The sequence below is a fragment of the Roseburia sp. AF15-21 genome, from assembly GCF_003479505.1.
Classification (GTDB): domain Bacteria; phylum Bacillota; class Clostridia; order Lachnospirales; family Lachnospiraceae; genus Roseburia_C; species Roseburia_C amylophila.
Genome location: NZ_QUHG01000003.1, coordinates 295,196 through 319,925 on the forward strand (window position 1 = coordinate 295,196; position 24,730 = coordinate 319,925).

The 24,730-nt window shown below is 42.8% G+C and carries 23 protein-coding genes; 21 read left to right on the plus strand and 2 right to left on the minus strand.

Annotation, left to right across the window (positions count from 1 at the left end; translation table 11 throughout):
• From DWW33_RS06550 to DWW33_RS15945, 11 genes are all read left to right on the plus strand, one after another.
• Positions 1–768: a dihydroorotate dehydrogenase electron transfer subunit gene (locus DWW33_RS06550; protein WP_022244410.1), complete on the plus strand. Its 768-nt coding sequence runs from the start codon at positions 1–3 to the stop codon at positions 766–768.
• Positions 768–1,673, plus strand: coding sequence for a dihydroorotate dehydrogenase (locus DWW33_RS06555; RefSeq protein ID WP_022244409.1), 906 nt, complete (start codon positions 768–770; stop codon positions 1,671–1,673). Before DWW33_RS06550 ends, DWW33_RS06555 begins: the two co-directional genes overlap by 1 nt.
• Before the next feature lie 545 nt (positions 1,674–2,218).
• Positions 2,219–3,553, plus strand: coding sequence for a sensor domain-containing diguanylate cyclase (locus DWW33_RS06570; RefSeq protein ID WP_243088571.1), 1,335 nt, complete (start codon positions 2,219–2,221; stop codon positions 3,551–3,553).
• A gap of 101 nt (positions 3,554–3,654) precedes the next feature.
• Positions 3,655–4,332 (plus strand): orotate phosphoribosyltransferase, encoded by a 678-nt coding sequence (gene pyrE / locus DWW33_RS06575; protein WP_022244161.1) that lies wholly within the window; start codon positions 3,655–3,657, stop codon positions 4,330–4,332.
• 28 nt (positions 4,333–4,360) lie between these two features.
• Positions 4,361–4,831, plus strand: a complete 471-nt coding sequence (locus DWW33_RS06580; RefSeq protein WP_117697497.1) for a VanZ family protein — start codon at positions 4,361–4,363, stop codon at positions 4,829–4,831.
• Between the two features lie 33 nt (positions 4,832–4,864).
• Positions 4,865–5,197 (plus strand): DUF6142 family protein, encoded by a 333-nt coding sequence (locus DWW33_RS06585; RefSeq protein WP_117697499.1) that lies wholly within the window; start codon positions 4,865–4,867, stop codon positions 5,195–5,197.
• 30 nt (positions 5,198–5,227) lie between these two features.
• Positions 5,228–7,321, plus strand: coding sequence for an aminopeptidase (locus tag DWW33_RS06590; protein WP_118639117.1), 2,094 nt, complete (start codon positions 5,228–5,230; stop codon positions 7,319–7,321).
• 49 nt (positions 7,322–7,370) lie between these two features.
• The gene (gene purE / locus DWW33_RS06595; protein WP_022244165.1) at positions 7,371–7,877 is read left to right on the plus strand and encodes a 5-(carboxyamino)imidazole ribonucleotide mutase; all 507 of its coding nucleotides are present in this window, start codon (positions 7,371–7,373) and stop codon (positions 7,875–7,877) included.
• 131 nt (positions 7,878–8,008) lie between these two features.
• Positions 8,009–8,929 carry a sugar phosphate nucleotidyltransferase gene (locus tag DWW33_RS06600; protein WP_118639118.1) on the plus strand — a complete coding sequence of 307 codons (921 nt, stop codon included), beginning with the start codon at positions 8,009–8,011 and terminating at the stop codon, positions 8,927–8,929.
• Between the two features lie 17 nt (positions 8,930–8,946).
• Positions 8,947–9,879 (plus strand): carbamate kinase, encoded by a 933-nt coding sequence (arcC, locus tag DWW33_RS06605; RefSeq protein WP_022244167.1) that lies wholly within the window; start codon positions 8,947–8,949, stop codon positions 9,877–9,879.
• Between the two features lie 28 nt (positions 9,880–9,907).
• Positions 9,908–11,068 (plus strand): N-acetylmuramoyl-L-alanine amidase, encoded by a 1,161-nt coding sequence (locus DWW33_RS15945; RefSeq protein WP_022244168.1) that lies wholly within the window; start codon positions 9,908–9,910, stop codon positions 11,066–11,068.
• Here the strand turns inward: DWW33_RS15945 and DWW33_RS06615 are convergent.
• Entirely contained in the window at positions 11,065–11,418 is a 354-nt protein-coding gene (locus tag DWW33_RS06615; protein ID WP_022244169.1) for a cupin domain-containing protein, read from the minus strand. The genes DWW33_RS15945 and DWW33_RS06615 overlap by 4 nt on opposite strands.
• Positions 11,419–11,541: 123 nt before the next feature.
• Here DWW33_RS06615 and DWW33_RS06620 point away from each other — a divergent pair, with 123 nt between their 5' ends.
• The 8 genes from DWW33_RS06620 (at position 11,542) to DWW33_RS06655 (ending at position 22,554) form a co-directional block, all read left to right on the plus strand.
• Positions 11,542–13,440: an ABC-F family ATP-binding cassette domain-containing protein gene (locus DWW33_RS06620; RefSeq protein ID WP_118639119.1), complete on the plus strand. Its 1,899-nt coding sequence runs from the start codon at positions 11,542–11,544 to the stop codon at positions 13,438–13,440.
• An 11-nt stretch (positions 13,441–13,451) separates the two neighbouring features.
• The gene (gene mtnA / locus DWW33_RS06625) at positions 13,452–14,540 is read left to right on the plus strand and encodes an S-methyl-5-thioribose-1-phosphate isomerase (RefSeq protein WP_118639120.1); all 1,089 of its coding nucleotides are present in this window, start codon (positions 13,452–13,454) and stop codon (positions 14,538–14,540) included.
• Positions 14,541–14,676: 136 nt separating this feature from the next.
• On the plus strand, positions 14,677–15,447 hold the full coding sequence (locus DWW33_RS06630; protein ID WP_022244172.1) for an Mrp/NBP35 family ATP-binding protein: 771 nt from the start codon (positions 14,677–14,679) through the stop codon (positions 15,445–15,447).
• A 176-nt stretch (positions 15,448–15,623) separates the two neighbouring features.
• Positions 15,624–17,012 carry a uracil-xanthine permease family protein gene (locus DWW33_RS06635; RefSeq protein WP_117946494.1) on the plus strand — a complete coding sequence of 463 codons (1,389 nt, stop codon included), beginning with the start codon at positions 15,624–15,626 and terminating at the stop codon, positions 17,010–17,012.
• A gap of 202 nt (positions 17,013–17,214) precedes the next feature.
• A complete protein-coding gene (locus DWW33_RS06640) occupies positions 17,215–17,766 on the plus strand; it encodes a phosphatase PAP2 family protein (RefSeq protein WP_118541300.1) in 552 nt (183 codons plus the stop codon).
• 67 nt (positions 17,767–17,833) lie between these two features.
• Positions 17,834–18,793, plus strand: a complete 960-nt coding sequence (locus DWW33_RS06645) for an AAA family ATPase (protein WP_117946496.1) — start codon at positions 17,834–17,836, stop codon at positions 18,791–18,793.
• Positions 18,794–18,796: 3 nt separating this feature from the next.
• On the plus strand, positions 18,797–19,867 hold the full coding sequence (locus DWW33_RS06650) for a DUF58 domain-containing protein (RefSeq protein ID WP_118177121.1): 1,071 nt from the start codon (positions 18,797–18,799) through the stop codon (positions 19,865–19,867).
• Complete coding sequence (locus tag DWW33_RS06655) at positions 19,864–22,554, plus strand: transglutaminase-like domain-containing protein (RefSeq protein ID WP_118639121.1); 2,691 nt, start codon at positions 19,864–19,866, stop codon at positions 22,552–22,554. Before DWW33_RS06650 ends, DWW33_RS06655 begins: the two co-directional genes overlap by 4 nt.
• Before the next feature lie 70 nt (positions 22,555–22,624).
• On the opposite strand, the gene DWW33_RS06660 is transcribed toward DWW33_RS06655, so the two are convergent.
• The gene (locus DWW33_RS06660) at positions 22,625–23,146 is read right to left on the minus strand and encodes a peptidylprolyl isomerase (protein ID WP_117840572.1); all 522 of its coding nucleotides are present in this window, start codon (positions 23,144–23,146) and stop codon (positions 22,625–22,627) included.
• A 103-nt stretch (positions 23,147–23,249) separates the two neighbouring features.
• On the opposite strand from DWW33_RS06660, the gene DWW33_RS06665 reads away from it, so the two are divergent.
• On the plus strand, positions 23,250–24,179 hold the full coding sequence (locus DWW33_RS06665) for a GNAT family N-acetyltransferase (protein ID WP_118172965.1): 930 nt from the start codon (positions 23,250–23,252) through the stop codon (positions 24,177–24,179).
• 146 nt (positions 24,180–24,325) lie between these two features.
• A complete protein-coding gene (locus DWW33_RS06670) occupies positions 24,326–24,706 on the plus strand; it encodes a TIGR04086 family membrane protein (RefSeq protein WP_118173145.1) in 381 nt (126 codons plus the stop codon).
• The last annotated feature ends 24 nt before the right edge of the window (positions 24,707–24,730 follow it).

Consider the following 24,730-nt stretch of genomic DNA (forward strand, 5'->3'; position numbering starts at 1 on the left):
ATGGCAGAGAAGTTTAAAGAACAGGCGATTATTATCCGCCAGGAAGAAATTGCGGATGACATTTACAGTATGTGGCTGCGTACGGAAGAGATTGCAGCACATGCAAAAGCAGGTCAGTTTGTATCTGTATATTGTAATGAAGGAAGCAGGCTGCTTCCAAGACCAATCAGTATCTGTGAAATTGATAAAAAGGATAATGCCATCCGTCTGGTATACCGTAAAGTTGGAAAGGGAACAGAAGAGTTTTCCGGTATGCATACCGGCGGAATTCTTAATATAACAGGACCGCTGGGAAATGGATTTCCGAAGAAAGAAAAGAAAGCGTTCTTAATTGGTGGTGGAATTGGTATTCCACCAATGTTAGAGCTGGCAAAAGAATTGGACTGTGAAAAGCAGATGGTACTTGGTTTCCGGGATGAGCTTTTCCTGATGGATGAATTCCGTGAAGAAGGAGAAGTCTATGTGGCAACTGAGGACGGAAGTGCCGGGACAGAAGGAAATGTATTGGATGCCATCCGTGAAAATGGGCTGACAGCAGATATTATCTATGCCTGCGGACCAAAGCCGATGCTGGCAGCTATTAAGGAATATGCAAAAGAGAAACAGATTGAGTGCTGGATTTCTATGGAAGAACGTATGGCTTGTGGAATCGGAGCCTGTTTAGCCTGCGTGTGCCAGTCTAAGGACAAGGACGAACATTCCAATGTCAATAATAAACGTGTATGTAAAGAAGGACCGGTTTTCCGGGCTGAGGAGGTGGAACTTTAATGAATACAAGAGTGAATCTGGCAGGAGTATTATTGAAGAACCCGATTATGACAGCATCCGGAACCTTTGGCTCCGGTCAGGAATACAGTGAATTTGTAGATTTGAATAAACTGGGTGCAGTAGTGACGAAAGGTGTTGCCAATGTACCATGGCCGGGGAATCCGACCCCTCGTGTGGCAGAAGTGTACGGTGGAATGTTAAATGCTATCGGTTTACAGAATCCTGGTATTGATGTATTTGTACAGCGTGATATTCCATTTCTTACCCACTATGACACACGCATTATTGTAAATGTTTGTGGAAAAACAGCCTCCGATTATATAGAAGTTGTGGAAAGACTGGCCGAACAGCCGGTAGATATGCTGGAAATCAATATTTCCTGCCCAAATGTCAAAGAAGGCGGTATTGCCTTTGGACAGAATGCAGCTTCTGTAGAAGAAATTACAAAAGAAGTGAAAAAATATGCAAGACAGCCGGTTATTATGAAATTGAGCCCGAATGTAACGGATATTACAGAGATGGCAAAAGCGGCAGAAGCAGGCGGAGCAGATGTAATTTCCCTGATTAATACACTGACTGGAATGAAGATTGATGTAAACCGCAGAAAATTTGCTTTGGCAAACAGAACTGGTGGGATGTCCGGACCGGCAGTGCATCCAATTGCAGTGCGTATGGTATATCAGGCAGCCCAGGCAGTGAATATTCCGATTATCGGAATGGGAGGTGTACAGAGCACGGAAGATGCATTGGAACTGATACTGGCAGGAGCAACCGCAGTATCTGTGGGAACTGCAAACTTTACCAATCCTACCGCAACGATTGATATTATCAATGGTATACAGGATTATATGGAAAATAATGGAGTTGAAGATATCAATGAACTGATTGGTGCAGTCACTGATTAATGGGACTGTTTTTGATGCTGCCGGAAGAATATCACGGGATTCACAGGGGATTATCTTTTGCTACGAAATACCGCAGTTCTAAAATGCGTGTTTTTCTTTTTGTTATGAAAACAGTCTTTCCAATGTTTGTCAGAATATCGACACAGTTCGCCGAAACACAGATGCCTGATAAGGGCTGTTAGGGGCACTGGGAATTTCGTCTGGCAACAGGCAACGCAGGTACAGGGATGTACCAGCGAGGCACAATTGAACATGGATGTGAATTTGTGCCGGTTGCCAGACAAAAAGCAACGCATACCGAAATCCCCTGTGCCCCTTGCAGGCATTATGTGGCATCTGTACCCGGCGGACAGCGTCGATATTCAGCCAAAGCAACCGGAAAGACAGTTTATAATCAAGAAAAACACGCATTATAAGAACTGTTGGCATTTCATACCGGATAAAGATAAATCTCCTGTAATCCCGTGATATTATTGGGGCAATCATCTTTTTGTCCCCTTTCGCAACCGCCTAAAGGAATGTAATTGCCAGAAAGGATAGAAACAGTGGAAAAGATTTGGAATTTCTTTGAAAATCTTGATGAACTTGTATATGTCTCAGATGTTGATACATATGAGCTTGTGTATATGAACCGGAAAACACGGGAAAACTTTGGATTTCAGACCCAGGAGGAAATAAAAGGAAAGAAATGTTATGAGGTGATGCAGCATAATGCCGCCCCTTGTAGTATGTGCAATAATCAGGAACTGGTAGAAGGTGAGTTTAAAGAATGGAAGTATTATAATCCGGTTCTTGGCAAACATCTGTTGTTGAAGGATACTATGCTGGAACAGGATGGTCGACGTTACCGGGTAGAAATTGCACTGGATGTCAGCAACGAAGAAAAACAGGGAAGTCTGATTCAAAACTATGAAAATATGGAGGCTATTATAAATGAGGGCATAAGAATTGCGTTAAATGCCCCTACATCAGAACAGTCACTGGAAATTATCCTGGAATATCTTGGAAAGGCATTGAATGGAGAACGTACCTATATTTTTGAAAAAAACTTATTGGGAAATGACGATAACACCTATGAATGGGTAGCGAATGGTATCAGGCCTGAGAAAGATAATTTGCAGAATGTTCCGGCTGAAGTATGCGAGAACTGGTACCGCAATTTTAGGGAAGGCAAAAATATTATCATTGGTAATCTGGAAAATATACGTGAGAGTGATCCACTGCAGTATGAGAATCTGAAACAACAGAATATTTCAACGCTGGTAGTAGTTCCACTGTATGAAGGTCAGAAAATCATCGGTTTTTATGGAGTTGATAATCCTCCCGAAAAAATGTTGGATTATACTTCTAATATGCTTCAGATTATGGGATATTTTATTGTCTCCAGCATCAGAAGGCGTAATCTGGTGCGGGAATTGGAACGGATGAGCTATAGTGACCAGCTTACGAAACTTGGAAACCGGTTCGCCATGGAACAGTATGTTACAGATGCATCAGGGACTTCATGCTTTGGTGTGGTGTATTGCGATATTACAGGACTGAAAAGGGTAAATGATACTTTAGGTCATCAGGCAGGTGACCAGCTCATTCTGCGTGCCGGCGAATTACTCCGTGAGGAATTTTCAGACTATGGACTGTTCCGTATTGGAGGGGATGAACTTCTGGCACTGTGTGCAGGTATCGGAGAAGAGGAACTGAAGCAGCGGATAGAACGTATGAAGGCTGGCATGAAGAAAAAAGATGTAATAATGGCAGTCGGATCAGTATGGCAGGAAAGCTGGGAGCGTGGATTTGACCTCTTGCTGATGGAAGCTGAACGCAGAATGTATCAGGAAAAAGCAGCTTATTATAATAATGCCGGTATAGACCGGCGCCATTAAGAAAAATGCATTGAGGTTTTCAGGGAAGTATGGTAGCATAAGAAATTAGGTAAAAGAAAAAAGTGATAGTTCACTGTTGACATATTCAGGAGGTTTCATACATGGAAGCATATAAGAAAGAGTTTATTGAATTTATGGTGGAGAGTGAGGTTTTGAAATTTGGTGACTTCACATTAAAGAGTGGAAGAAAGTCTCCATTCTTTATGAATGCAGGTGCATATGTAACCGGTTCACAGTTATCCCGCCTTGGAGAATATTATGCAAAAGCAATTCACGACCACTATGGTACCGATTTTGATGTGCTGTTTGGACCGGCATATAAGGGAATTCCGCTTTCTGTTGCAACAACAATCGCATTCAGCCGTCTTTATGGCAAAGAGATTCGTTACTGTTCTAACCGTAAAGAAGTAAAAGACCATGGCGATACCGGAATTTTGCTTGGAAGCAAAATCAAAGATGGTGACCGTGTTGTTATTATTGAGGATGTAACGACATCCGGAAAATCTATTCAGGAGACATTCCCAATCATTCAGGCACAGGGAGATGTAACCATTCTTGGACTGATGGTATCCTTAAACCGTATGGAAAAAGGACTTGAGACAGACAAATGCGCATTGGATGAGATTCAGGAGAAATATGGTTTTCCTGCAAATGCAATTGTCAGCATGGCAGATGTGGTAGAGTGTTTATACAACCGTCCTTGTCAGGGCAGGCTTATCATTGATGATAAGATGAAAGAAGCAATTGATAAATATTATGAGCAGTATGGGGCAAAATAAACAGCAAAAATGAAATGGGGAAAAGGAATTGAGTCAGAAGACGAGAAAACTGCTTCGTATCGGAGCATGGATTTTATTCGTAATATATCTGGGTCTGCTTTGCTATTTCCTGTTCTTCTCAGAAATGATGGGAAGAACCTATTCCGAAAGAAGCTACCATTATAATCTTATGCCCTTAAAAGAAATCAAGCGGTTTATTATTTACCGGAAGGTACTGGGGACGAAAGCAGTCTGCTTTAACCTTCTGGGAAATATTGTCGCTTTTATTCCTTATGGAATGCTGCTGCCATTACTGGCACATAATCAGAGAAAGTTCTACCGGATAGTGCTTTTGAGTTTTGACTTCAGCCTGCTGGTGGAACTGGTACAGCTTGTATCCAAGGTAGGAAGCTTTGATGTAGATGATCTGATTTTAAATACCATCGGCGGGGCAATTGGATATGTTGGATTTTTGCTGGCAAATCATATCCGGTGTCACAAATTTGAGCAGAAAGAATAGACTTCGGTACAATATGGTATCGGGAGAAAGAACATGAGAAAAAGACGAAGAGGATACAGAAAATATAAATTTACAGAAAAAACACTTTCGAAAAGAGGAATTACAGCACTTGTTCTGGCATTACTGTCACTGGTCAGTTTTGTGGTGATGGTAGTTCTTGCATTCAGAAGTGCCGGTAATTTAAGCATATACATAGCCTGCTATGGAATCCTCGCTTTTTTTGCAGCATTAGCCGCAGTGATTCTTGCAATTATAAGCCTGAAGGAGGAAAATTCATTTCGCAGCATTCCGTATGCTGCTACATTTTTCTCGATTTTTTCACTGCTTATCTGGATAGCTGTCTATGCAGGCGGTATTCTGTTGTAGGCAAAATTAGAAATATAAAGGATATAAAGTATGGAATATCAGAATTTAAACGCAGAAGAAAGAGAAGCAATTACAGAACGACTGGATTTGGTAACGGAACGGATACATGAACTTGCGGCAGAACCGGAGGTTTGTGAGCCGTTCCGTGCTTATTTTAAAGGAACGGCAGCATTTATTGTAAAAACGGAAGAAGTATTGCGGCAGGTATTAAATGACAGCTTCTGCAGCCAGAGCAGGGAAACATTACAGAAGATAAATGAAGCATTGTATGAGGATATTTTGCCGGAGCATTATAAAGAAAGCTATGCCAACCCGGATTATGCCTGTGAAACATTGGGAGAGGAATACGGTACACTGCTTAGTATGCTTTACGCAGAGCTTCGGAGCCTGATTCCTTATGCTTATGAGGGCGATGTGGAAGCCTATACCTGCTTCTGTGAATTGTTTATCCAGGTTTATACCTGTTTTAATGACGAAGAGGGAACAACCCCGAAAGAAGTGCAGCAGGCAATTTACTGGTTCTTCCACGATTACAGTGAATTATTTACAGAGCGCAGCGTCTGTGAAATGGTAGATGCCAGCCGGGATTTTTTTACCCGGATTGTAATGGATTCTGATTTACAGGATTTAAAATACCTTTATTATTATGGAGAACCAGTCGGAGAAAATGAAATCCGTATGGCAGAGTATATGAACCAGCTTCCGCAGGAGAAGATTCAGGCAATGGCAGATACTTATACGGAAGGCTACCGGATTGGCTTTATTACCACCGGAAAAGACTTATCCATAAAATCTACCGTAAATGTGGAATATGCCATCGGAATGGAACGTATGGTGCGGGCAGCAATTGCTAATTTTGAGAAGATGGGATTAAAACCGACGATTTACCGGGATGCGTTTTCTTCCTTCCGTAACCGCGGCAATTCCAAGCGGGGCTGCTATGCGGCTTCTGTGAACCGTCAGTTTGATTATGACCATAAAGCAGATAAAGCAGTATATTTAGATAAAGCCTTTGTGGAACGCCGATTAGAGACACTCCGGACTGTATATGAAGATAAGAAAGAACTTGCAGCAGGCTACGCAGGTCCGGCTGTAATCGAGGTGTTCGGAGAGCCGTTATTTGAACCGGAAAATAAAAAAACTGCCTGCCATTACAGTGATAAGCAGAATGAATTAAATGTCTATTATGCGTCACAAGCTGGGCAGATTACCAATCAGTATATTAAGGGAGAGGAAAGAAGCTTTACGATTATTGCTTATCCGCTCCCGCAGATTGGCAGCAACTTTGAAGAAATCTTTGATAAGACGGTAGAATTAAATACACTGGATTATACCCTGTACCGGGATATGCAGGCGAAAATTATTGAAGTATTAGACCAGGGAGTCCGGGCACATATCAAGGGAAAAGGCAATAACGAAACAGATATGACCGTGGAATTATACCGCCTTAAGAATCCACAGGAAGAGACTATCTTTGAAAACTGCGTGGCAGATGTCAATATTCCGGTAGGGGAAGTATTTACTTCACCGGTGCTGACCGGAACCCACGGAGTACTGCATGTATCTTATGTCTATCTTAACGGACTCCGGTATGAGAACCTGAAAATGACGTTTGAAGATGGAAAAGTTGTGGATTACAGTTGCAGTAATTTTGACAGTGAAGAAGAGAACCATAAATATATTTATGATAATGTGCTGATGCACCATGATACGCTGCCGTTAGGGGAGTTTGCTATTGGAACCAACACCACGGCATACCGGATGGCAAAGGACTTTGATATTGCAGATAAATTGCCGATTCTGATTGCAGAGAAGACAGGTCCACATTTTGCAGTGGGAGATACCTGTTATTCCCAGGCAGAGGATACGCCGGTTTATAATCCGGATGGCAAAGAAATTGTGGCAAGGGACAATGAAATCTCAATTCTTCGGAAAGAAGACGAGAGTAAGGCATACTTTAACTGCCATACGGATATTACGATACCGTATGATGAATTAGACTGCATTTATATTGAACGGGCAGATGGCAGTACCGGGGATATTATAAGAGATGGCAGGTTTGTAGTACCGGGCACAGAAAAACTGAATGAGCCGTTGGAAAATAAGACTTCATTTCCGGCGTAAAACAGTGTATACTAAAAGGACAAGTATCTATGAGAAAAGGAGAAAGAAAATGGCAAAAGTAGGAATTGTAATGGGCAGTGATTCAGATATGCCTGTAATGGCAAAAGCAGCAGATATTTTGGAACAGCTTGGAATCGAGTATGAGATGACAATTATTTCCGCACATCGTGAGCCGGATGTATTTTTTGAATATGCAAAGAGCGCAGAGAGCAAAGGATTTAAAGTAATTATCGCAGGAGCAGGAATGGCAGCACATCTTCCGGGAATGTGTGCAGCAATCTTCCCTATGCCGGTAATCGGAATTCCAATGCATACCACATCTTTAGGCGGAAGAGATTCTCTTTATTCTATCGTACAGATGCCGACCGGTATTCCGGTAGCAACCGTTGCAATCAATGGTGGCGCAAATGCAGGAATTCTTGCAGCAAAGATTCTTGCAACATCAGATGATGCATTATTGGCACGATTAAAAGAATATTCTAAGAATTTAAAAGAGCAGGTAGAAGCAAAGGATAAGAAGCTTCAGGAAGTCGGCTACAAAGAATACATGAAATAGCAGGCGTAAGTGAGTCAGTATGCCTTTATCGTTGACGAGCGGCGAAATCATTAGATAAGAATAGTGAAATAGAGGAAAAAGAAAAGGGTAGAGAGAAAAAAGTTTTAAAAATAAGGTTGAGGAGAATACGAATGAAAACAACACTGATTATTATGGCGGCAGGCATTGGCTCCCGTTTTGGCGGCGGAATTAAGCAGCTTGAGAAAATGGGACCAAATGGCGAGATTATTATGGACTATTCCATTTATGACGCGGTGGACGCAGGTTTTGATAAGGTTGTATTTATCATTCGCAAGGATATTGAGGCGGATTTTAAAGAAATCATTGGAAACAGAATCGGAAAACAGGTAGAAGTAGATTATGTATTCCAGGATATCAATGATATACCGGAAGGCTTTACAGTGCCGGAAGGCAGAACAAAACCATGGGGAACCGGTCAGGCAGTATTATGCTGCAAAGGCGTAGTGAAGGAACCATTTTTAGTCATCAATGCAGATGATTATTACGGAAAAGAAGCATTTGTAAAGATGCATGATTTTCTGGTAAATCATGAAGAGGATAGGGAAAGATTCCGTCTTGGAATGGCTGGATATATCCTGAAGAACACACTGAGTGATAACGGAACTGTTACCCGTGGTGTCTGTGTGGTAGATGAAAAGAGTGGTTATCTTGAAAAAATTTTAGAGACACACAGCATCTATGCCGATGAAAAAGGAAAAGTACATTGTGAAGAAGCTGATGTGGCAGAATGGATTCACCCGGATGTAAATGTATCTATGAACATGTGGGCTGGCTATCCGGATTTTATTGATTATCTGGAAGAGGGCTTTCGTGAGTTCTTAGCACATATTGAAGACAATCCGATGAAGAAAGAGTATCTGCTGCCAAATATTGTGGAATTGCTTTTGAATCAGGATAAGGCAACCGTAAAAGTTTATGAGACAGCAGACCGCTGGTTTGGAGTTACTTATTTAGAGGACAAACCATTTGTTGTGGATTCCATCCGCGGACTGATTAAAGACGGTGTCTATCCGGAAAATCTTTGGGCATAGAATTGGAGGATTGTAACATGAAAAAGAAGAGAATTGTGATTGCATTAGGACATGAAGCATTGGGAACAACACTTCCGGAACAGAAGAAAGCAACCAAGCTTACCGCAAAAGCAATCGGAGATTATATTAAGGATGACTGTCAGGTAGTTCTTTCCCACAGCAATGGACCACAGGTGGGAATGATACATACTGCAATGGCTGAATTCGCAAGAATTTATCCGGAATATACTGCTACTCCGATGTCTGTCTGCTCTGCTATGAGTCAGGGCTATATCGGATACGATTTGCAGAATGCCATTCGTACCGAATTATTAAACCGTGGAATTTACAAACCGGTATCTACTGTTTTAACACAGGTAACCGTAGACCCATACGATGAAGCATTTTATCATCCAACCAAAATTATCGGCCGTGTCATGACAGAGGAAGAGGCAGAAGCAGAAGAGAAGAAAGGGAACCATACGGTAAAACAGGGCGATGGATACCGCCGTATCGTAGCAGCTCCAAAGCCAATGGACATCGTAGAAATTGATGCAATCCGTGCACTTTCCGATGCAGATCAGGTAGTAATTGCCTGTGGTGGTGGCGGTATTCCTGTATTAGAGCAGGATAATAATCTAAAAGGTGCCAGCGCAGTCATTGAAAAAGACCTTGCAGCAGGCAGACTTGCAGAGCTTTTAGATGCTGACCAGCTCATTATCTTAACTAGTGTAGAGCGGGTATGCTTAAATTATGGTACAGCCAATGAACAGCCATTGGATGAGATGACCGTAGAAGAAGCAAAACAGTATATGGACGAGGGACAGTTTGAAGAAGGAACCATGCTTCCGAAGATTCAGGCAGCAATCGATTACATCGGCAATTCTGCAGTCCGTTCCGTACTGATTGCAAACTTAGAGGAAGCATTAGATGGTGTCAGCGGATTAAAGGGAACTTTGATTCATAAGTAAGATGATATAGGGAAATGTGAGGGAATCTATGAGAACATCAGAAAGAAGCACATTCCATAAGGGCAGCAGGCACTCGGCAGTTACCGTATGCCTGTTGCTTGTTATGTGTCTGGTATTTCTGACCGCTTGCGGGAAGGATAAAAAAGACGATACAGTTGCGAATGTGAATACCGAAGAAACATTAACAAATACAGAGGTACCAACAACAGAAAATGTAATTGACACCGAAGAAGTTGTAGATACGGAAACAGAAACAGAGACGGAAACAGAGCATGTTCCGGCAGTATTGAATCCGGATACGGTAGTTTATGCAGAAGAGACTGTTTATACGACAACAAGAGTCAATGTGAGGGTAGAACCTTCTACCGATGCAGAGGTTTATAAGAAATTATCTGCAGGAAAAGAACTTACCCGCACTGCAAATGATGGAAGCTGGAGCCAGGTTTCATTGGATGAAGGAACTTATTATATAGCATCCGATTATCTGACCACAGAGAAGCCGCAGGAGCCGGTAGCATTGACTGGAAGTGCGGGAACCGGAATTACATCCGGAAGCGGTGGACATGTCATCTGCATTGACCCGGGACATCAGAGCAGAGGAGACAGTACACCGGAGCCGGTAGCACCGGGATCTTCTGAGACCAAGGCAAGAGTAACCGGAGGAACATCCGGCGTTGCAACCGGACAGACAGAATATCAGCTTAACTTATCCGTCAGCTTAAAATTGCGGGATGAACTGGTAGCAAGAGGTTATACCGTAGTCATGACAAGAGAAACCAATGATGTGAATCTCAGTAACAGCGAGCGGGCAGCCATTGCAACCAATGCGGGAGCAGAAGCATTTGTCCGTATACATGCCAACGGATCTACCAACAGCGGAGCCAATGGGGCTATGACAATCTGTCAGACCGCATCCAATCCATATGTAGGAAGCTTTTACAGCCAGAGCCGATCCCTTTCCCAGAATATACTGGATAGTTTGTGTGCCCAGACAGGTGCAAAGAAGGAATATGTGTGGGAGACGGATACCATGAGTGGAATTAACTGGAGTACCGTGCCGGTAACGATTGTAGAAATGGGATATATGACAAATCCCACCGAAGATTCCAACATGGCAACGGACTCTTATCAGACTCAGATTGCACAGGGAATCGCCAATGGGATTGATGCTTATTTTGCCGGTAATTAGGCAAGATAGTTAATGACAGCAAAGAGAATGAGATCTTCTTTTGGAGAAGCATTTGCAATGCTGTGGGACTCTCCGCTTTTGCAGACGCAGGTATCACCGGCTTCTAAAGCAACGATGGTTCCGTTATCGTCATAGGCTGCATGACCGGAGAGAATGGTGATGATTTCTTCTTCCCCTTCATGCATATGCTTTCCGAGAGAACAGCCCGGTCTTAAGATGAGTTTTGCAATCATCTTGGCTGGGCTTTCATAGTCTATAGGATTGACGGAACGGATAATCTCAACAGTGCCGGTTCCGCCTTTCATATTTTCGTTAAAAATATGTTTTAATTCAGATGCTCTATGATACATATATTACCTCCTGAATAGTTGTGCTATGCATTACAGTATAGCCAGTGAGCAGTCAAATGTAAATATGTATTGTGATAGAAAATTATTGCCAATAAGAATGAAAAAGAAATACAGGAGACCTTTATGAATTTATTATCAGCAGAGAATATAACCAAGACATTTACCGGAAGAAAGTTATTTTCCAATGCCTCCTTTTATTTGCAGGAAGGAGAGAAAGTCGGAATTGTGGGAATTAACGGAACCGGAAAATCCACTTTACTGAAAATGCTGGCAGGCTTAGAGGAACCGGATGCTGGAGAAATCACCAAGGCAAATCATGCGGTAATCCGCTATCTTCCGCAGATGCCGGAATTTGGAGAAGAAGAGACTGTTTTAGAAAGTGTACTGGTAACGGCACACCGGAAAAATCAGGCAGATGCTTCCGGGGAAGATTATCAGATGTGGAATTTAGAGAGCAAGGCAAAATCCATGCTCACAAGACTTGGCGTATATAATTTTGAGGAAAAGACGAAAAACTTATCCGGTGGAGAAAGAAAACGTCTGGCTCTTGTGGCAGTGCTTTTAACACCCTGCGATATTCTGCTGTTAGACGAGCCTACCAACCACCTGGATGCAGATATGGCAGAGTGGCTGGAAGGATACTTAAAGGGCTTTAAGGGAACACTGATTATGGTAACCCATGACCGGTATTTTCTGGACAGCGTATGTAACCGTATTGCAGAAATTGATAAAGGCTCCATTTACAGTTATCAGGAAAATTATTCCGGTTATCTGAATTTGAAGCAGGAGCGTATGGATATGGCAGTTGCCGGGGAACGGAAGCGGCAGTCCATCCTTCGCAAGGAGATCGCCTGGATGCAGCGGGGCGCAAGGGCAAGGTCTACCAAGCAGAAAGCACATATCAGGCGCTATGAGAATCTTAGAGACCAGGCGGGACCACAGTTTGATAAGCAGGTGGAATTAAGCTCGGTTTCCAGCCGTATGGGAAAGACGACGGTAGAGCTTCATCATATCAGTAAATCCTATGGAGAAAAAAAGCTGATTGAGGATTTTTCCTATATCTTTCTTAAGAATGACAGAGTCGGATTTGTGGGACATAATGGATGCGGTAAGACCACTTTGATGAAGATTATCGATGGCAGGGTAAAGCCGGATGCCGGAGAACTGGTTATCGGACAGACCATAAAGATAGGCTATTATTCCCAGGAGATTGAAAAGGATGCATCGGCGGGAGTTGCCTATATGGATCCGTCTTTAAAGGTTATTGAATATATCCGCAATACTGCAGAATATGTCCGGACAGAGGATGGACTGGTGTCCGCATCAGCCATGTTGGAGCGTTTCTTATTTCCACCGGAAGAACAGTATGGCGTTATCGGAAAACTTTCCGGTGGAGAAAAGCGGAGACTGAATCTGCTTCGTGTATTGATGGAAGCACCGAATGTACTGATTTTAGACGAGCCGACCAATGATCTTGATATTACCACACTGGCAATCTTAGAGGATTATCTTGATAATTATGATGGAATCGTCATTACGGTATCCCATGACCGGTATTTCCTTGACCGTATCGCAAAGCGGATTTTTGCATTTGAACAGGGAAACATAAGACAGTATGAGGGCGGTTATACGGATTATCTTGCCAAGCGGCCGGAGGAAGAGACTGCAGCAGGAAATGCAGGCACAGAGACTTCCAGGAAAAAAGCAGATCAGGAGGAAAATGCGGACACCATAGAGAATACCGAAAAGAAGGATTCCAGGGCGACCTGGAAGAGCGGCAGGAAGTTGAAATTTACCTGGCAGGAGCAGAAGGATTATGAGACCATTGAGGACGATATTGCAGCTTTGGAAGCAAAGTTAGAAGAACTGGATGAGAAGATGGGAAGCTTTGCCAGTGATTTTGTAAAGTTAAATGAGCTGACCCAGGAGAAGATAAAAGTGGAAGATGAATTAGAGCATAAGATGGAACGCTGGGAGTATTTAGAAGAACTGAATGCCAGAATAAAGGCTCAGGACAAGTAGGAGATAAGGCTATGGAGAAGGAAAAAAACAGTAAGAATATTATGGATTATGCAACGGTTACACTCTTAGATGCAGAGAATGCCATTGAAATCATCGACCAGACAAAGCTGCCGGGAACGATAGAACTGATCCGGTTAAAGAGTGCACAGGAAATCTGGGATGCCATTTATTTATTAAAAGTCCGTGGCGCACCGGCAATTGGTGTAGTAGCAGGCTTTGGCATTTATCTTCTGGCAAAAGAAATTGAAACAGAGGATTATGAAGTCTTTTATGAAACTTTTCAGAAACAGAAAGAATATTTGAATTCTTCCCGCCCGACCGCAGTCAATCTTTCCTGGGCATTAAACCGGATGGAGAGAGTCTGCATTGCAAATAAAAATAAGCCGGTTGCAGAGATAAAAGAATTGCTTCATAAAGAAGCCCTTGAGATTCAGGAAGAAGATATCAGGGTCTGCAAAAGCATCGGAGAACACGGACTGGCACTGGTGAAGCCGGGTGATGGTATTTTGACCCATTGCAATGCCGGACAGCTTGCCACCAGTAAATATGGAACTGCTACAGCACCGATTTATCTGGGGGAAGAAAGAGGTTATCATTTTCATGTATTTGCAGATGAGACAAGACCTCTTTTGCAGGGGGCGAGACTTACTTCTTTTGAACTGCATGCAGCAGGGGTGGATGTGACCCTGATTTGTGATAATATGTCAGGCGCCGTTATGAAGCAGGGGCTGGTACAGGCTGTATTTGTAGGCTGTGACCGGGTGGCAGCCAATGGAGATACGGCAAATAAAATCGGAACCTCCGTTGTGGCAACGGTAGCAAAGCGGTATCATGTACCTTTTTATGTCTGTGCACCGACTTCTACCATTGACTTAAATACAGCAACCGGGGATGATATCTGCATTGAAGAGCGTCCGGCAGAGGAAGTGACGGAGATGTGGTATCAGGAGCGGATGGCACCGGAAGGCGTCAAAGTATACAATCCGGCATTTGATGTGACAGATCACGATTTAATAAGCGGAATTGTAACAGAGTATGGAATCGCAAGAGAGCCATATACGGAGAGCTTAAAAGAAATCCTTTCGAAGAGAAATGCATAAGGTATCAATTTTTGTGCAAACTGATATCTTGAAAAGTATCTATCAGTAAGGTATGATAGTAATAATGAGGTTTTAATAAAAATATAGGCGGTGTCGATCACGTACACCGCCTGTTTAGCGAAAAGAGGGAATAGAAATGGCAATAAAGTTTCAGAAAGAGCCAATGAATGCACATTCATCCATAAAGCATGTAATCGGCGTAGTCAGCGGTAAAGGTGGTGTTGGAAAATCTTTTGTCACAGCATCCATGGCAGCCGCTATGCGTAAGAAAGGTTATGAAGTAGGTATTATGGATGCCGACATTACCGGACCATCCATTCCAAAGATGTATGGAATTCACGGAAAAGCAGTCGGAGATGGAAAAGAGATTCTTCCGGCAGTGGCAGAAGACGGAACCAGGATTATGTCTGTAAATTTATTGGTTGATACAGAAGAAACACCGGTTGTATGGCGTGGACCAGTCGTTGCCGGCGTAGTAAAGCAGTTCTGGAGTGACGTGGTATGGGGTGACATTGATTACCTTTTTGTAGATATGCCACCGGGAACCGGAGATGTTCCACTGACTGTATTCCAGTCTCTTCCGGTAGAAGGAATCATTATCGTAACTTCTCCGCAGGAACTGGTTCAGATGATTGTAAAGAAAGCATATAACATGGCAGGGATGATGAATGTTCCTGTCCTTGGAATCGTTGAAAATTACAGCTATTTAAAATGTCCGGATTGTGGAAAAGAGATTTCCTTATTTGGAGAAAGCCATATTGATGAAATCGCAGCAGACCTTGATTTGTCCGTTCTTGGAAAACTCCCATTGGACCCGGCATATGCAAAAGCTGCCGATGCAGGACAATTTTATACTATGGACAACCCATATATTGCCAAAGCAATTGAAGCGTTGGAACAAATTTAGATAATAACAGGTAATCTGCCATTTCGGTGGGTTACCTGTTTTATGCGGGAAAATATGTTTCCCGTAGTTAAAGCGGATGCAGCATAGCAACAGAAAAATGCATGAAAAGCACCGCAGACGTGGAAAATAAAATTCCACGGATATCACACATTATATTTTAAGGAGGAGCTTTCGTTATGAACGAACGAAAAGACGCAATTCGCGACGCACGGACACTTGGTGTTCCGAAGATGCTGTTGTTAGGACTTCAGCACATGTTCGCAATGTTTGGCGCAACCATTCTTGTGCCGATTCTGGTGAACAGCTATTTTGAGGGAGAAGGCCTTTCCGTACAGGTTACTTTAATCTGTGCCGGTCTTGGAACTTTATTCTTCCACCTTTGTACCAAATTAAAAGTACCTGCATTCTTAGGTTCATCCTTTGCATTCTTAGGAGGATTTTCTACGATTGCACAGTTGGATACCGGAGTCTTTGCAGACATGACCATGGGAGAGAAGCTTCCATATGCCTGTGGTGGTATTGTTGTTGCAGGAGCTTTATATCTGATTCTTGCACTTGTTATCAAGGTCGTAGGAGTAAAGAAAGTAATGCGTTTCCTGCCACCTGTTGTAACAGGACCAATCATCATCTGTATCGGCCTTTCCCTTGCACCATCTGCAGTAAACAATGCATCCACCAACTGGATTCTTGCACTGATTGCACTGGCAGTTATCATTATCTTTAACATCTGGGGAAAAGGAATGTTCCGCATTATCCCGATTCTTTTAGGTGTTGTCATTTCCTATGCAGCAGCACTGATTATGCAGGCAGCAGGACTGACTAATCCGGATGGAAGTGCTATCTTAAACTTTACCGAAGTAGCATCTGCAAGCTGGGTAGGACTTCCTCCATTCCAGTTATGCAAATTTAACCTGACTGCAATCTTGGTTATGGCACCAATCGCACTGGCAACTATGATGGAGCATATCGGAGATATGTCTGCAATTTCTGCAACTGTTGGTGAGAACTTCATCGAAGATCCGGGACTTCACAGAACCTTAATCGGTGACGGACTTGCAACCGCATTTGCAGGTATGGTTGGTGGTCCTGCAAATACTACATATGGTGAGAATACCGGTGTATTGGAATTAAGCCGTGTGCATGACCCTAGAGTGATCCGTATTGCAGCTGTATTTGCAGTTATATTAAGCTTTATTCCGAAAATGGCTGAAATCATTGGCTCCATGCCATCTGCAATCATCGGTGGTGTCAGCTTCATGCTTTATGGTATGATCTCTGCAATCGGTGTCAGAAACGTAGTAGAAAATCACGTTGATTTTACCAAATCCCGTAACTTAATCATTGCAGCAGTAATCTTAGTCAGCGGACTTGGATTTTCCAATGGACTTACCTTTACCATTGCAGGAACCAGCATTACCTTAACCGGACTTGCAATCGCAGCTTTAGCTGGAATTATCTTAAATGCAATCTTACCTGGTAAAGATTATCATTTCGGAGATGATCCAAAGGCAGATGCCAACCGTGGACTTGACATGAATCCGATTCAGGAAGAAGATATTCAGTAAGTAATAAAAAGCAATTTATGTAGAAAGAAACAGGTCATATTCAGCTTGTGAGGGCTGGGATGACCTGTTTTGCGTTGCTTGGGAATGGCTGGAGTTTAGTTTTTTAATATTTCATTAAGTTGTTTCGAAATCAAAGGAAACACGGTATACTATAAGCAGCAGTAAAAGTGATGAAAACGTACGGAAAGAAGAGGAACATATCATGTTAGAACAGTTATTACATATAGATGGGCAGATTTTATTATGGATACAGGAGTATCTGCGATTCCCGGCACTGACTTCCGTGATGAAGGATATTACAAATCTTGGAAATGCTGGAATCTTATGGATTCTGATAACCATTGTGCTTTTGTTGGACAAGAAGACGAGGAACGTAGGCTATATGTCGGCACTGGCTTTAATTGGTTCGTTAATTGTAGACAATATTTTACTTAAAAATCTGGTGGCAAGAACCAGACCCTATGAAGTGGTTGATGGATTGAAGCTTTTAATTGAAAAGCAGCCAGATTATTCTTTCCCATCGGGACATACCGGAAGTTCTTTTGCATCAGCAATTGTATTATGGAAAGAGCTTCCTAAAAAATATGGAGTAATGGCATTAATTGCAGCTGTTCTGATTGCATATTCACGGTTATATGTAGGGGTGCATTATCCATCGGATGTGTTGGCAGGAGTGGTGATTGGAACCGTACTGGCGTTAGTTTCGGTATGGCTGGTAAAAAAGATTCAGGGACAGAAGAAACTTGTGAAATAAAAAATGTTTCTAAACCGGATAAGAAAAAAGTAGAGTCAGGAAACAGACTCAAGGCAGGAGGAGAAGGATGGAATTACAGCAGGCGGTGGAATTATCAAAGCGGGTTCAAAATGAAATCAAAAAAAGCGTAAAAGGAAAAGATGATTGTATCCGGAAGGCATTCTGTGCAATTTTAGCAGGAGGACATATTTTAATTGAAGATGTACCGGGAGTGGGAAAGACAACGCTGGCACTGGCTTTTTCGAGGGCATTGTGCCTTGAAAATCACAGGGTACAGTTTACGCCGGATGTGCTGCCGGCGGATATTTTGGGATTTTCCATGTATGATAAGGAGCAGAGCGGCTTTTATTATCATCCGGGTGCAGTCATGTGCAATCTGTTTTTGGCGGATGAGATTAACCGGACTTCTCCAAAGACCCAGTCAGCCCTGTTAGAGGTTATGGAAGAGGGAAAAGTGACGGTAGATGGCATCAGTCATCCGGTTCCGAAACCATTTCTTGTAATGGCAACCCAGAATCCGAAGGGAAGTGCCGGGACACAGATGCTGCCGGAATCCCAGTTAGACCGTTTCATGATTTGTATGAGCATGGGATACCCGGATTTGAAAAGTGAGATTGAGATTGCCAAAGGAAAGAGCATCGGACAGAGCTATGAGAGCATAGAAGGTGTGATGACAGGGGCGCAGCTGCAGGCAATGAAAGAAACCGTAGAAAATATTTTTATACATGACAGAATTTATGAATATATGATGGCGCTGATTCATGCCACCAGAAAAAATCCTTATATTGAGCTGGGCGTCAGTCCGCGTGGAATGGTGGCACTGACGAAAATGGTGCGTGCCAATGCATTTTTAAATGAGAGAGATTATGTGATTCCGGCTGATGTAGAGGATGTTTTTTATGATGTCACAAAGCATAGAATCGTATTAAATACCAAAGCACGGGTCACCGGGGTGTCCGGGGAAGCAGTTCTTGAAAAAATTATGGAAGATACCACAAAACCAACTTCATTTAAGGGAAAAGAGTAGCCTATGGCAGCAGGACTGATACTTGTACTTATTGTTGGTGCATTAGGATATCTTGGAATCATTTATACCAGCCCGGCATTGATGCTTTTGGCGATTTGCTGCGGAGTAATGCTGTTTTTAGGCTATGGCTATATTTTATATATGATGCTTCGGGTAAAATGCCGGATTCAGATTCCGATTGTTATGGCAGAGCAGGAAGAAGGCGTTATGATCTGTGCGGTGACGGAAAACCGGAGCAGGCTGCCATTGCCGAAGGTAGTATACCGGATGGATTACCGGAATTCTTTTGGCAGGAAAAAAAGAATATTATCCATACAGGCGGCAGCGGATGCAAAGAGCAGCAGCCGGATGAGCGTGGAGGTAGCAGCAAAAAGCAGTGGAAATTATACATTCCGGCTGGTTCGGGTAAGATTTTATGGCCTGCTTGGAATCGGCTATCTGACCAGGTATGTGCGCTATGAGGAACGGCTTTCCATTATGCCAAAGATAACACCGGTAATGATAGAGGTGGGATTAGCTTCCCGGTATTTTCAGGGAGAATCGGAAGTATATGATGATAAAACCGGGGGAGATGACGTATCTGAGGTATTTCAGATCCGTTCCTTTCAGCCGGGAGATAAAATCCAGAATATTCACTGGAAATTATCGGCAAAAGAAGATGAACTGATGGTGCGGGAAAACAGCCAGTCGATGGGCTGTCCGGTGGTGATTCTTCTTGACATCAGCGGAGGACAGAAAGAGACGGAGAAGCAGAGAAACCACTTTTTTGAAATGGTAATTTCGATTTCTTTTGGACTGGTGGAAAAACAGTGCCCTCATTATATCGCATGGTATGATGAAAAGGAACATGACCTCATCCGGGTAAGGGTAGATAAGGAAGAGAAGGTATATTATTTTATTCTGCTTTTGTATGGAGCGGTTCAGAGCCGGGAAAAGATGGATATTGCACTTTTATATCAGGAGAAATACCGGGGTGAGACAGCAGTTACAAAGATAGAAATGAACCTTGCAGGAAAACTTATTGTGGCAGGAACGGAAATAGAAGATTTCGCAAAAGCGGAGATTAGAGTATGAGAAAAAAGAAGAAAACATATGCATCGGTTATGAAAAAGACCGGAAACATACGGTATTCGCAGAAAGGACGGCGGGCAGGAAAAATTGCATTGCCGCCGCAGGTCATGCGTGTGGGAATGCAGAGCCTGCTGGCTGTACTTTGGGAGCTTTCCATGTTCTTTATATTTGGAGACATCTTTCTGACTAATCGGTTTGGAAAGCCTGCATTGATATGGGTTTCTGTTTCTGCGGCAGCATTGACGTTTTCTTTTTCCTATTTTAAGAAGGCGGACAAGTGGCTGCTGCCTGTGGGAGAACTGCTGGTGGGACTGGTGCTTAGCCGGAAAGAGCTTTACCCAGGGCTGGCAGGACTGATCCGGCTGGTAGTGCAGAAAATCAATATGTACTATAATGTGCAGATTGTATCCGGATTTGAACGGTATCTTGATTTAAATCCGGTGGTAGAAGTAACAGCATGGCTGTTAGTTATCTTGTCTATTCTGCAGATTTATTTTCTGGTGGTAAGAAAACGGCTGGCTGGAGTGTTGATTCCACCGCTACTTCTTATAATGCTGGATTTTGCGGTGGGCTATGCACTATCAAAGCGGGCATTGATTTGTTTCTCACTGGCTGCGGCAGGAAGCTTTGGTTACCGGGCTGCCGGCCGGGTGGAATTAAAGCAGTTGGAATATCTAAGGCAGAAAGCAGTATGCCTTTTTCTGGTGGTGGCGGTAGTTGTCTCTTCGCTGGTATTTAGAGTGGCAGAACCGAAAGCCAAAGAAATGGTGGCAAGAAGAAGTGAAATTGAAAAAACTGCGCAGGATATGGTAACAGAAATGGCAATGACAGCTGCCAATCTTTTGGCAGAAATTCCTTTTGGTAAAGATATTTTCTCCTTCCATCAGCCGGGACGGGTCAGCAATATGGCACCGGAATTTGAGGACAAGCCGGTTATGGAAGTGACTGCTTATCAGATACCGGATGATACGGTATATTTAAGAGGTTATGTAGGCGATTATTACAAAAATGGAAGCTGGAAGACTTATGATTCCAGTGATTTTGTGACTGCCATGCAGGAAGTGGACAGCAGTCTTAAGGAACAGACCGCGGGACAACAGGTACAGAATATTCTGGCATATACCCAGAGCTATTATACCTATTACTGGGATACCATTTACCGGGTGCAGTATTTTGATGAGAAAGACCCCTATGCATACCTGCCATACTATACGTTGGCAAGCTATTATCAGGATGAACGGCAGCCCGCCGGGGTTCTTATGGATGGAGACCGTACTGTGCTCCGAAATGGCAATGACGTTCTGGAAGTAGACGGAACCATAAGAAACAGCATGTCACATCTTTATATGAATGCTTTGTTTACAGCAGATTTGGCAGATGGTGCTTATGTGGACCGGAATGAGACACTGAGCGAATCGGAAGTAAATGAAATTATAGAGAATATGAATAGCTGGCGGTATGATTTGGCTGGGTTTAACAGTAAATTACCGGAAGACGAATGGGCATTTATAAAGAAATATAATGAGTATACGGAAAAATATACGTATGTGCCGGAAAATCTCACAAGAATCCGGGAACTGGGAAATCAGTTGGAAGCGGAGTATGAAAGAGATTATTCGGATTTTGTAGATAACCGATTTACTGAGAATGGTACTTATTATGATAATATTTATAACTTTAAGGAAATCTATGCAGTCTATCTGGTGAAACGGGAACTGGCGAAGTGTAACTATAATCTGGATTTGGACAATGTGCCATGGGGACAGGATGTAACAGAACATTTTCTGTTTGATACGAAGGAAGGCTTCTGTCAGCATTTTGCCAGTGCGGGAACACTGCTTCTGCGGCAGATGGGAATTAAGGCACGGTATGTCAGCGGCTATGCTGTAAGTACATCGAAGTTTAAGATGGACAGTGATGGTAATTATACGGCAGAGGTTCTTGATAATCAGGCACATGCCTGGACGGAAATCTATATAGACAGTGTTGGCTGGGTGCCGGTGGAAATGACACCGGGAAATAAAACCGGCATTGACCGTCTGGAGATTCAGCAGGAAAGTGACAGCATTACCATCCGGATGAATGATGGCAGAACAGCTGACCTAATTACGCTGGAGCGAAGTGATTATCAGGACAGTTCCAAAGATGACAGTCAGTCGGATTTATCCGGCAGCGGAATGCCAAATACGGAAAATCAGAATACAAAAAATCAAAACACAGAAAGTCAGGATACAGAAAACCCGGATACGGAAAATCAGGGCACGGAAAACCGGAATACAGAAAATTCCATGCAGGATGGCAATAAGGCAGGAAAACAGAATCAAAAGGGAAGCCGTTTAAAGGTCATTTTGATTGCTGTGGTAATCATCATTCTGCTTCTTGCAGCAGGTATCTGGTATTACTTAAGAGCGATAGAAGGAAAACGGAAGAAGGGAACACATAGTTACAAGCGTATCATCCGTTGGAATTCGAACCAGATTTATCGTATTTTACGGCGGAAGGGCATTGTAAATGCAAAAGTACAATCCGACCGGGCATTCCGGGAACAGCTTTTAAATTATGGGGGCTGGAGCATGGAAGAAAAGGAACATTATCTTCAGATTCTTGAAGTGGCAGCGTATAGCCATAAGAAACTTACCAGAGAGGATGTGCAGTTTGTACAGAAGCTTTACCGGAAACTGAAAGAATAAAAAGAGAAGCTTTGCAAAAAAAAACAACAGCCGCGCCAGTGTATACACTGATACGGCTGTTGCGATGGCATTATACGGTTTCCGGTTCGTCGTAATCAACACCAAAGGTTTCTACGGTAACGGTTTTCATTCGCTGGTCTTCCATTGGACGGTCGCTGTAGTCGGTTGCAACTTCTGCAATTTTATTTACCACATCCATGCCTTCGATGATTTTACCGAAAGCAGCGTAAGCACCATCTAAGTGTGGAGCATCCTTATGCATGATAAAGAACTGGGAGCCGGCAGAGTTTGGCATCATGGAACGAGCCATGGAAAGAACGCCTGCAGAATGCTTTAAGTCATTGGCAAAGCCGTTCTGTGCAAATTCACCCTTGATACCATATCCTGGACCGCCCATTCCGGTTCCTTCCGGGTCACCACCCTGAATCATAAAACCGTTGATGACACGATGGAAGATAAGTCCATCATAAAATCCCTTGTTGACAAGGCTGATAAAGTTATTTACTGTGTTAGGAGCAACCTGCGGATATAATTCCGCTTTCATAATATCTCCGTTTTCCATTTCAAATGTAATAATAGGATTCTGAGCCATTGTAAGATACCTCATTTCTGTTCATTGAATTCATCCTGCATAACAGAATGTAGTTCTACTATAGCGGAAAAAGGCTTTTTTGTAAAGAAAGAGAGAAGGGAATATGTGTCACTGGAATATTGTAAACTGGAACTGTATCATACGAAAAGAAACATTAGAAGAAAAACTTCCGGCAGAAGAAAAACATGCATTAAGCCGCCTGCAAAAAGAACTGTCAGAGCAGAAAAAAGTGGGACTTCTTTTTACAGATGCTGATTTGGAAAAAGATATCACATTTTTCCTGAGCGGACATCATGTAAAGCCGGAGGAATGTATGCTGCTTGCAACAGAACCGGAAGAAGTGGCATGGGCGAAAAAGGATGCAGATGCAGACTCAGACTCAGACCAGCTTACCATCATTGGCTATGAAGTACCGGATTTTTCAAAACAGATGCCTTTAAGCAATGTGGATATGCTGCTTCTTGGACTGGAAGAAGTGGACACAGAATTTTTACTTCGGACATTTCAGCGGAAGCATCACCTGCCGTGGCGGATACTAGAGACAAAGCGGTGCTATCTGAGAGAGATTACGTTAGATGACATGGACGATTTATTTGATTTATATAATAAGAAGGGAATCTCCGATTATATCGAGCCCCTTTACGAAAGGCAGGAAGAGGAGGAGTACCAGAGAGCATACATTGAAAATATGTATGGCTACTATGGATATGGCATGTGGCTGGTAAAGGGAAAAGACACCCATCAACTGATTGGAAGAGCCGGGATCGACTATCGCAAACTGCTTGACGAAGAAATTATCGAGATGGGCTATGTCATTGCACCGGAATACCAGAGGCAGGGTTATGCATATGAGGTCTGTCAGGCAATCATGGCATGGGTAAAAAATAATCTTGAATTTCGAAGAATTGACTGTCTGGTGGAGCCGGGGAATGAAGCATCGTTGGGACTGCTTCATAAACTTGGCTTTCAGGAAACAGAGAAGATAAAACAGGATGGAAAAATATTCCGGCATTTCTGGTATTTTTATCCGTGATTGGAAAGTTAAACGGCAGGAGACATTTTTATACATAATATAAATCTTTTTTTCATATATAGTACAAAGCGAAAATGTATCCGGAACATGATATAAAAAATAAGTTACGGATGCAGGCGCAAGGTACGAAGATGGATGGAGGATATATGGGAAAAGAGAAGGTGGCAGGAAAAGGAAATCTTTTTACGACAATGGGCAAAGTGTTGCTGGTCATGTATATTCTGACGGGAATGCTGCTTTTTATTCTGGCGGCAGTCTTATATAAAATGGAATTAAGCGAAGCTGCGGTAAATATCAGCATTATCATAAGCTATATTGTAGTGGGATTTGTCGGCGGCTTCATCATTGGAAAGATTAAGAAGAGCCGGAAATATCTGTGGGGAGCCGTGATGGGGCTATTATATTTTGCAGTGCTGCTCATTGTGTCCCTGATATTGAAAAAGGGACTGGATTCCGGAATGCAGCATATCCTTACAACACTGATTTTATGCACTGCTTCGGGAACTGTGGGAGGAATGCTCAGTTAAAAAAAGTGCTTTTCTTATGAAAGA